This window comes from Treponema socranskii subsp. socranskii VPI DR56BR1116 = ATCC 35536 (assembly GCF_000468115.1).
Lineage (GTDB): Bacteria > Spirochaetota > Spirochaetia > Treponematales > Treponemataceae > Treponema_D > Treponema_D socranskii.
Genome location: NZ_AVQI01000019.1, coordinates 1 through 10,229 on the forward strand (window position 1 = coordinate 1; position 10,229 = coordinate 10,229).

9 protein-coding genes are annotated in these 10,229 nt (G+C 52.2%); all 9 read left to right on the plus strand.

Features of this window, described 5'->3' with window-relative positions:
- Nucleotides 1-218 precede the first annotated feature (218 nt).
- The 9 genes from lptB (at nucleotide 219) to HMPREF0860_RS02870 (ending at nucleotide 10,014) form a co-directional block, all read left to right on the plus strand.
- Complete coding sequence (lptB, locus tag HMPREF0860_RS02825) at nucleotides 219-959, plus strand: LPS export ABC transporter ATP-binding protein (RefSeq protein ID WP_021329545.1); 741 nt, start codon at nucleotides 219-221, stop codon at nucleotides 957-959.
- A 164-nt stretch (nucleotides 960-1,123) separates the two neighbouring features.
- Nucleotides 1,124-2,194: a hypothetical protein gene (locus tag HMPREF0860_RS02830; protein WP_021329563.1), complete on the plus strand. Its 1,071-nt coding sequence runs from the start codon at nucleotides 1,124-1,126 to the stop codon at nucleotides 2,192-2,194.
- Nucleotides 2,194-5,376, plus strand: a complete 3,183-nt coding sequence (locus HMPREF0860_RS02835; RefSeq protein ID WP_021329547.1) for a FlgD immunoglobulin-like domain containing protein — start codon at nucleotides 2,194-2,196, stop codon at nucleotides 5,374-5,376. Before HMPREF0860_RS02830 ends, HMPREF0860_RS02835 begins: the two co-directional genes overlap by 1 nt.
- Before the next feature lie 216 nt (nucleotides 5,377-5,592).
- A complete protein-coding gene (gene rsxC, locus HMPREF0860_RS02845; RefSeq protein WP_038082152.1) occupies nucleotides 5,593-6,948 on the plus strand; it encodes an electron transport complex subunit RsxC in 1,356 nt (451 codons plus the stop codon).
- On the plus strand, nucleotides 6,948-7,910 hold the full coding sequence (locus HMPREF0860_RS02850; protein WP_021329562.1) for an RnfABCDGE type electron transport complex subunit D: 963 nt from the start codon (nucleotides 6,948-6,950) through the stop codon (nucleotides 7,908-7,910). The genes rsxC and HMPREF0860_RS02850 overlap by 1 nt, the downstream gene beginning before the upstream one ends.
- Nucleotides 7,907-8,482, plus strand: coding sequence for an RnfABCDGE type electron transport complex subunit G (locus tag HMPREF0860_RS02855; protein WP_021329550.1), 576 nt, complete (start codon nucleotides 7,907-7,909; stop codon nucleotides 8,480-8,482). The genes HMPREF0860_RS02850 and HMPREF0860_RS02855 overlap by 4 nt, the downstream gene beginning before the upstream one ends.
- Before the next feature lie 13 nt (nucleotides 8,483-8,495).
- A complete protein-coding gene (gene rsxE, locus HMPREF0860_RS02860; protein ID WP_021329559.1) occupies nucleotides 8,496-9,131 on the plus strand; it encodes an electron transport complex subunit RsxE in 636 nt (211 codons plus the stop codon).
- Nucleotides 9,128-9,703 (plus strand): electron transport complex protein RnfA, encoded by a 576-nt coding sequence (locus tag HMPREF0860_RS02865; protein WP_021329555.1) that lies wholly within the window; start codon nucleotides 9,128-9,130, stop codon nucleotides 9,701-9,703. Before rsxE ends, HMPREF0860_RS02865 begins: the two co-directional genes overlap by 4 nt.
- Nucleotides 9,704-9,720: 17 nt before the next feature.
- Entirely contained in the window at nucleotides 9,721-10,014 is a 294-nt protein-coding gene (locus HMPREF0860_RS02870; protein WP_021329554.1) for a (Fe-S)-binding protein, read from the plus strand.
- Nucleotides 10,015-10,229: the final 215 nt, after the last annotated feature.

The following is a 10,229-nucleotide window of genomic DNA, read 5'->3' on the forward strand; positions in this document are numbered from 1 at the left end:
AAACGATGGATCCGGTAAAAACGATGGATCCGGTAAAAACGATGGATCCGGTAAAAACGATGGATCCGGTAAAAACGAAGTGCCGGCGGACGGAACGGCCTCTCTCGGTAAATCACCCGACGCGGGGCAAGGCAAAGCCGCAAGCGGCGCGGAAGGGGCAAACGCTCCGCCCGATACACTTTCGCGTGCGAAGACAGGCGGCGGCAAACGGGGGACGGATGACTGACGAAATGCGGCACGTATTGCGGGTTTCAAGTTTATATAAATCATTCGGTAAAAAACGCGTCGTGCAAGGTATCGATTTTTCGATGCGTACGGGCGAAGTGCTCGGGCTTCTCGGACCGAACGGTTCGGGCAAAACGACGACGTTTTATATGATTGTCGGATTTTACCGTCCGACTTCGGGCGATGTGTTTCTCGACGGAGAGCGGATTACGGTGCTGCCGATGTACGCTCGCGCGCGGCTCGGCATTTCGTATCTGCCGCAGGAACCGTCCGTATTTAAAAAGCTGACGGTCGAAGAAAACATTTGGGCGATCCTCGAAACGCGGCGCGACCTTTCGGCCGGCGAAAAAAAATTGCGGCTCGAACAGCTCATAAGCGAATTCGATATCGGAAGGATCAGAGGCCAGCAGGCGATTACGCTTTCGGGAGGAGAGCGGCGGCGCACTGAAATTGCCCGTTCGCTCGCAATAGAGCCGAAGTTTTTGCTTCTCGACGAACCCTTTGCGGGAATCGATCCGATCGCGGTTGCAGATATCAAAGGCATGATAAAGCTGCTTTCCGAGCGCGGTATCGGCATCCTCATTACCGATCACAACGTGCGCGACACGCTCGAAATCACGCACCGCGCAATCATCATCAACGCCGGACAAATTATGATGCAGGGCACGAAACAGGAAATCCTCGATTCATCCGTTGCCCGCGAAATCTATCTCGGCAAAGATTTTTCGATGTAAGCGCTTGTGAATTTATTGTGAAAATAACTGTAAACTATCGCCGTTTCGTTTGTTTAATAGGTTGAATGTCGAATTTTGAAAGTATCAGCTGTTAAATTTATTAATAAAAGTATCGGAAGTGTTTTACGGGAGTTTATTGCAACAGCAAGGACAAGGAGTGTACGATGAAAAGAATTGTGATGACGACAGCGGCTCTGTGTTTTGCCTCTGTGATGTTTGCCTATAATCCGCCGATCGGCGGAGAAAGTCTCGACAGACTTGTAAGTCCGACGCAGCTCACCTATGCGTCGTCGAGCGCGGGCGGCGGAATCTTTACCGCGGGTCCCGATGCGATCGTTTTCAATCCTGCGCTTATCGCGTATGAGCAGCGCATCACGCTCGACGCTGCATATACGGCGCTTTTTTCTTCGGACGGCGGATCGAAAACTTTCGGCAGCGCGTTACAGGGAGGATTGCTCGTTCCGTGGAAATACTTTGTTGCGAGCGGCGTCGTTAAAGGCGTATTTTTACCGATCGATAAAATCGACATCGGAAATACGCTCGGTACAAATGTCGGCATCGCAAAAGAGGTGAGCGAACGGTTGTCGGTCGGTGTCGGTATGTACGGCGGCTTATATTGGGGACACGGCAGCGATTGGTCGTTCGGCGCGAATATCGGTGCGCTCTATCGCATTCCGCATCTCGGTTTTATGAAGGATTTCAGGCTCGGTGTGTCGGTGCTCAACCTCGGCAAAAATTACACGTCGACGGATCTCATCGGCATCGACGGTAAAAACGAAGCGGATATATTTCCTATGCTCGGTACGGTGCACGCAGGCATCGCAGCCCTTTTGTTCGCAAACGATTATGTAAAGGGCGGCGCTTCGTTTGAATTGATAACGCCGGGATTTCAAAATCTCATCGTCGCGACGGGCTTTCAATTTTCCGTAAACGATGCGCTCTATTTGCGCATAGCGGAAGAGATCAATATCCGCGAAGCGATAAAACTCGGCGATTACGATAAGTACGGCAATTTTATGCCGGCAGTCAGCATCGGCTATCGCTTTACGTTTAAAACAAAACGCAACGAATATATGAAACGCAACGGCTGGGGCGAAAGCGATATGACGGTCAATGCGGGGTGGCAGCAGCTTTACGAAACGGTACACGCCGTTTCGGGCAATGTCAAATTCAATCTCGGCATGAAAGATACCGATCCGCCGGAAATCGAATTGTGGGCAGGGGAGGATAAATAATGAAACGGATATCTGTACTTATTGCGGCGGTACTTTTTTTGTTTTCCGCCGCTTCAGCGTTTGCGCAGCGGCAGCCGAACTATATTTCACCGAACAACGACGGCGTTCAAGATTCGCTCGACATTCCGCTCCGTATTTCCGACAGACGCTACGTCGTTTCGTGGAGTTTGGTCGTCGAAAACGAGAGCGGCAGCGTCGTGCGCACAATCGGAAACAAACTCGCATTTATCGAAAAGCTGACGTTCAAATCGTTTTGGAAACAGCTTTTTTCCGCGAAAAAAACGATCCCCATACCTTCGGTCGTTTCGTGGAACGGCGTTATGGATAACGGAGAGACGGCTCCCGACGGAACCTATTATTATTATTTTACGGCGGCGGACGATAACGGCAACGTCGGCAAAACGGATAAGTATACGGTCGTCGTCGATACGACGCCGCCTTTCATCGCACTTACTCAGCCGGCCGATAAGATTTTCGGTGAAGGGGCAAAGGCGACCTTTGCCGTGCGCCAGTCCGGCTCGAAAGAAGACGAGTGGAAAGGCATCTTTGCGGGTACGGACGGAACGGCGGTAAAAAATTATTCGTGGAAAGACACGACGCCGCCCGAGTTCAGCTGGAACGGAACGGATGATTCGGGTAAACCCGTCGCGGACGGTGTCTATTCGTATACGGTTACGGCGACGGACAGAGCGGGAAATACTTCCCCTGCCGCTTCCATATCGAATATCATCTTTTCTGCGGAAAAACCCGCGACGAATATCGCGATTTCGGGTTCCCGCTATTTTTCTCCGAATACTGAAAGTAAACAAAAAGCGGTTACGTTCAACGTAACGATCCCCGTCCCCGAAGCGAGCACCGGAAACAAGCTTACCGAATGGGCGGTGACCGTCGTCGATGCGAACGGCAAAGTTTGCCGCACTTTCGATCAGTCGACGTCGGCTTTACCGCCGGAGACGATCGTGTTCGACGGTACGGGCGCAGACGGCAAAACGCTCCCCGACGGACGCTATCAAGCGCGCGTGACGGCAAAATATCTCAACGGCTATGAAACGATTCCGATAGTGTCGCCGGTGTGCATCATCGACACGAAGCAGCCGCAGGCACAGCTGCGCGTTTCCGATAAAGTATTCGGTGCGGGTTCGAAGAGCACGATTACGATAAACGAAGCGATCGTACCGAAAACGCTGGCGGCGATTCCTGCGTGGACGGGACGCATATATGCTTCCGGCGATACGAAAAAGGCGGTGCGAGAATATTCGCTCGGCGAATTCCCCCCCGAAACGATTTCGTGGGACGGTCTCGACGACAGCGGAAAACTTGTGCCTGACGGATCATACGTATACGAGCTTTCGGCAACCGATTTGGCGGGCAACAGCGTTGCCGTCCGTTCGGACGCATTCAATTTCGACACGACGAAGGCGACGCTGCTTCTTGCGATGCAGGATACCGCATTTTCGCCGAACGGCGATAAAGTCAAAGATACGATTTCGTTTACACCCGTTACCCACGCGGGAAGCGGCGGTATCGTAAAATATGTGTTTAAAATCGCTGCAGCGGGTTCGAGCGCCGCATTGAAAACGATGAGCGAAAGTAAAAGCGTTCCCGCATCGTTTGTATGGGACGGAAGAGACGACAAAGGCGCTCTCTGCTCCGACGGACAGTATATCGCCTCTCTTGAAATAACGTCCGCAAACGCTTCGACGGCATCGGCTTCGACGCAAGCTTTTGCCCTCGATACGAAAGCGCCGTACCTTGCGGCGGAAATCCCGTGGACATCCTTTTCACCGTCAGGCGATTCGACCCAGAGCGCACTGCCGGTCGGCGTCCGCGACTGCACGACGGAAAAACTGTGGACTGCCGAAGTGCGCAATGCGCGCGGTACCCTTGTTCGGAAATACACGTGGGCGGGCACCGTACAGACGGACGGCAAAGCGGGATTCTCATGGAACGGCGCCGACGAATCGGGCAACACGGTTTCCGACGGTACGTATACGCTTGTCATCGCTTCGACGGATGAAGCGGGCAATGCGTTCAGTACCGCATTGAACGGAATCGCGATCGATACGCGAGATGTAAAAGCATACGTGACGACGACGTACGACGGCATCTCTCCGAACGGCGACGGCGTGCTCGATTCGCAGCGCTTCGATATTCGCACGTCGGTCGGCGATACGATTTCGTCGTGGAATTTCGACGTGTGCAGAGAAGACGGAAAGGCGGTGCGCAGCCGGTCGTCGAAAGACGGGGAAAGCCTTCCCGCATCGATTGCGTGGGACGGTTTTGATGCCGCGGGAAAAGCGGGCGAGGGCACCTTTACCGGAAAGCTTCGCATCGCGTATCGGAACGGACGGAACGTCTCCGTGTCGTCTTCTCCGTTCGTGTGCTCGGCTACTCCTCCCGAACTCAGTGTCCGCACGACGCCTGCCTACTTCAGCCCTGACAACGACGGCGTCGATGACGATTTGTTTATCAAGTTGAACGGTTCGACAAAGGGAAAAATCACCGAGTGGTCGTTTACGATCGACGATCCGAACGGACGCCGCTTTTGGCAGACGGGCGGAACGTCGGCGATTACGGAACGCATCGTGTGGGACGGTTTAAGCAATACGCAAAAGACCGCGTCGGGTGCGGCCGAGCGCGTGCAGTCGGCCGTCGATTATCCGTGGACATTTACCGTCAAAGACAATCTCGGCATGATGTCGACGGTCAAAGGGATCATCCCCGTGGACGTGCTCGTCATCCGCGACGGCAACGTGCTCAAAATGGCCGTTCCGTCCATCATCTTCCGCCCCGATAACGCCGACTTCAAAGTCGAAACCGCTCCGGGAAAACGCGACGGCGTTACGGCCGAACAGGCTGCAAACAACGAGCGCATCCTCAAGCGTATCGCGGAAATCCTCAATAAGTTCAAGGAGTATAAAGTAACCGTCGTCGGACACGCAAATCGTACGACTGAAAACCAAGCCGAAGAAACGCAGGATAACCCGCGTCTGTGGGGGCCTGCGCTCATTCCGCTGTCGCAAAAGCGTGCGGAATTCGTAAAATCCTATCTCGTCGATAAAGGCATAAGCTCATCCCGCCTCGCAACTCAAGGTAAGGGCGGTACGGAACTCGTTGCCGATTGGCGCGATAAAGATCACAATTGGAAAAATCGCCGCGTCGAATTTATTTTGCAAAAATAAGCGATAAAACGCAGCACCGAAAGACGGGCCTGTCGGAAGACGGGTCCGTCTTTTTTTATGCCTTGCAGAGAGTGTTTTTTCAAAATGCAGCCGCATTTTGTAAAGACGTAAAAATAATCGGCATAAACCCCTCCGTATAAATGAAGTAAGTTGTGTCTAACTTTTTTTTGCAGTGCATAGTTTACAGTTGTGAAAGAATATCATACAATACGGTTTATGCGTATGTTTACATTTAAGGGCGGAGTCTATCCACCCGACCGAAAGGAGCGCACTCGCGACGGAACCATCACGGATGCGTTTCCTTCTACTAAGCGAGTGACGATTCCCGTCACGATGGGCGGCTCTCCGAACGAATGTACCGTAAACGTCGGCGACCGTGTTGTGAAAGGTCAGGTTATTGCGGCGTCCGACAAATATATGTCCGTTCCCGTACATGCGTCGATCACGGGAAAAGTCGCGCAAATCGCACCGCACGCCGTCGCAGGCGGTGCCCAAGTTCCCTGCGTTACAATCGAATCGGACGGAAGCGATGCGACGGCGTATATGAGTCCGCTCGATCCGTTTTCCTGCGATGCGAAAGACGTTCTCGAGCGCATCAGACTTGCCGGTATCGTCGGTATGGGATGCGCGTCGTTTCCGACCTATGTAAAACTTTCGCCGCCGGACGGCACGAAGATCGAATACGTCATCGTAAACGCATCCGAATGCGAACCCTATCTTACCGTAGACTATCATACCGTAAAAGAATCGTGCAAAAAGGTGATCGACGGACTTGCGATCGAAATGCATATTTTCGGCTGCCGCGGTATCGTCGCGCTTGAAAACAATAAGCTCGATCTGATAAGCGGCATCAACGAAGCGATCGCCGAAGCGAATCATACGAACGATATCGAAATTAAAATCGTTAAAACGAAGTATCCGCAGGGCGGCGAAAAAAATCTTATCGCCGCGATTTTAAAGCGCGAAGTACCCGCGGGAGGGCTTCCGGCACACGTCGGCTGTATCGTTTCAAACGTTTGTACGGTCTGCGCGATTTCGGATGCGTTCCGGCTCGGCAAGCCGCTCATCGAGCGCGCGTTTACCGTAAGCGGCGGTGCGTGCGAAAATCCTGCGAATATACGAGTTCCGGTCGGCACGCTTGTCGAAGATTTGCTCGGCGATGTCGTGCGTGTAAACGACGATGAAATCGCGCAGATACTTTCCGGCGGTCCGATGATGGGTATCGCTTCGGCGGATGCCGCGTTTCCCGTCGTAAAAGGCACGAGCGGCGTTTTATTTTTAACAAAAAAAGAAATCCATATCGGCGAAGAAGAGCCGTGTCTCGGCTGCGGCAGATGTATTCCGTCCTGCCCGATGCGGCTGTCGCCGGTTATGATGGCACGTTCGCTGAAAGCGAACGACTACGATGCCGCCGTAAAATTCGGGCTTACGGACTGCATCGAATGCGGCAGCTGCGCATACGTTTGCCCTGCGCATGTCCGTTTGGTGCACCGATTTAAACTCGGTAAAGGCGTCGTGAAAACGCGCGCTGCAAAGAAAAACGCTGCGGGTAAAGCAGCTGGAGGAAAATAATGAGCGAACCGGTGAAAAAAGAAATGTACGTGTCTCCCGCCCCGCATTTTGTCGAAGGGACGTCGACGCGTTTTCTTATGTGCATGCTTATTTTGGCGCTGCTTCCCGAAACGATATACGGCGTTATGCTGTTCGGTTTCCGCGCGCTGTTTGTCGTGCTCGTTTCGGTTGCGGGAAGCGTCGTCTTTGAAGCGGCGTTTCAAAAACTGACAAAACAGAATATCACCGTGAGTGATTGTTCGGCCGTCGTGACGGGACTTTTACTCGCGCTCGTACTGCCGCCGACGGTTCCGCTGTGGCAAGTGCTGCTCGGAGATCTCTTTGCGGTCGTCGTCGCCAAGGGATTTTTCGGCGGACTGGGGGCGAATGTGTGGAACCCCGCTCTTACGGGACGCGCGTTTTTATTCGTCAGCTTTTCCGCCGCGATCGGCGCGTCATGGCTCGCTCCGGGAACGGATGCGGTAAGCGCCGCGACGGTGTTGTCAAAGCTGAAAGAGGGTGCCGTCGCCGCAAACGCGGATACGTATCTCGAAAGTTTTTTGGGTAATACGGCCGGCTGTATCGGCGAAACGAATGAATTGCTCATTTTGATTTCATTCGCATTCCTTGCCCTCACTCAGGTGATCGACTGGCGTGCACCGGTTACGATGGTTGGGGCGGTTGCTCTTTTGACCTTTGTTTCGGGCGGAGACGTCATCATGGCGCTTACATCGGGAGGCCTGCTTTTCGGTGCAACCTTTATGGCGACCGATTATGCGACGACGCCGGTTTCAAAAGCCGGCCGCGCGGTGTTCGGCTTGGGCTGTGGACTTCTCACGTTTTTAATAAGAAGATTCGGCGGCTATCCTGAAGGCGTTATGTTTTCAATTTTATTTATGAATTCGCTTTCGACATTCCTTAGTAAATTGACGACAAGAAAATACGGCTGGGGCAAAGCGGCGAAAAAGGAGGCGGCAAAATGAAACATATTTTAAAACTCGGACTTACGCTTGCGATCTTTGCATCCGTTTCGTGTTTTTGCCTTGCGCTCGTCAATCATATTACGGCTCCCGTCATCGAGCAGCGTCAGGCCGATAAAGCGAGTTCCGGTATGAAAACGGTATTCGCCGATGCCGACTCCTTTGAAGAGGTGACGGATTTTAAGGCGAGCTCGGTTCAGGCGATCAGCATCGACAAAATGTATCTTGCCAAAAAAGGCGGGAACGTCATAGGCGCCGTCGCGCAGGTGACGGGTCCGACCTACGACCGATCGACGATCATTTTCGGCATAAAAAAAGACGGCGTACTTACGGGTATGCAGTTTCTTTCATCGAGCGATACGGCGGGCTTCGGTTTAAAAGCGAGCGATCCGAATTATACCGTTTCGAGCGGTAAAACATTTTACGGTCAGTTCGAAGGCAAAAATGCGAACGACGGTTTCGTTTCCGGTCAAACCTTCGAAGCGGTATCCGGTGCGACGATCACAAGCAAAGGCGTTGCCGAACTTTTGACGCAGGGAACGCAGAGCGCGCTTGCCTGCCTCGCTGCGAAATAGGAGTAAAAGCGAAATGCAAAAAAAACAAAACAGATTATCGATTTTTACAAACGGGCTCGTAAAAGAAAATCCGCTGCTCGTCATTTCGATCGGTTTATGCTCTTCGCTTGCCGTTACGACAAACGTGTTTAACGGCATCGGCATGGGCTTTTCGATGATGTTCGTCCTCGTTATGAGCGAATTAATAATCGCGATCTTCCGCAATATCATCCCCGAAGATATACGCTTGCCGATTTTTATCATAGTCATCGCTGCGTTTACGACGATCGTACAGCTTTTGCTTGAAGCGTACATTCCGTCGCTGTCCGCATCACTCGGCGTGTTTTTGCCGCTTATCGTCGTCAACTGCATCATCATGGGGCGCGTCGAATCGTTCGCATCGAAAGAAGGCCCGCTTAATGCCGTAGTCGATGCATTCGGCATGGGCTTCGGTTACACGTGGGTGCTTTGCGCCATTTCGATCGTGCGCGAACTTTTGGGAAGCGGTTCGCTGTTCGGCAAAGCTGTCATCCCCGAAGCGTATACCGTAAAATTTTTGTCGGATGCTCCGGGCGGATTTTTCGTGTTCGGTTTGCTTTCCGCAGTGACGCTCGCCGCAGAACGTGCGGCAAAGATCAGAAAAGCGAAAGCAAAAGGAGGCGCGGCATGAATAACTTAATCAGCATTTTTATTAAATCGATGCTCATCGACAACGTCGTTTTTATTCAATACCTTGCAATCTGTCCGTTTATCGGCATGACGACGGAAACGGATAAAGCGACCGGCATGGGGATTGCGACGACTTTCGTTATCGTGCTTGCGACGGCCGTCACCTATCCGCTTTATTACGGAATCATGGTGCCGCTGAAACTGCAGTATTTGCAGACGCTCATGTTCATTCTCGTCATCGCCGCGCTCGTACAGCTCGTCGAATTTTATCTCAAAAAATCGATTCCGGGATTGTACAGCGCGATGGGTGTGTATCTCGCGCTCATCACGACAAACTGTGCGGTTCTCGCCGTTACGATTACGTGTATTAACAAAAATTATAATTATATCGAGTCGATCGTGTACTCGCTCGGCGCGGCGATCGGTTTTTTAATTGCGCTCGTGATTATGTCCGGCGTGCGCGAACGGATTAAAAGCGCTCCCGTTCCGCTTTTTGTTAAAGGAAAGCCGATTCTGTTTATCACTGCGGGTTTGCTTTCGCTGTCGTTTTTAGGCTTTAAAGGCTTGATCTGAAAAGCAAGGGGTGGACTATGATTGCTATACTTACGGCCGTTATCGTTTCGTTTGTGCTCGCGTTTGTCATCGGCGTGCTGCTCGGTATTTTCAAAAAGATATTTTATATTCCGGTCGATGAGCGCGTCGGAAAAATCCGGGCGGTGCTGCCCGGTGTAAATTGCGGCGCATGCGGCTATCCGGGCTGTGACGGCTTTGCGGCCGGCGTTGCATCGGGAAAAGCACCCGTAAACGGCTGCCTTGTCGGCCGCGCACCCGTTGCGCAGGCTATCGGCGAAATTATGGGCGTGCCTGTTCCCGCAAAAAAATAAGAGCAGCCCTTTGCGGATTTAAATTTACGATTTTAAAAGACTGTCCTTGAAGTTATTAAACACTTCATAAAGGGCAGTCTTTTTTTTATGCGGAGAGAGTTTACGAATGTGCGGGGGCTGTTTTTTGTGCGCGGGTTCGTGTGTAAAGTGTACTGTGGTGGTAAAAAAAAGTGTAAAAAACGATAGGATAGGTACTTGACAGGGAGTGGAGAAAA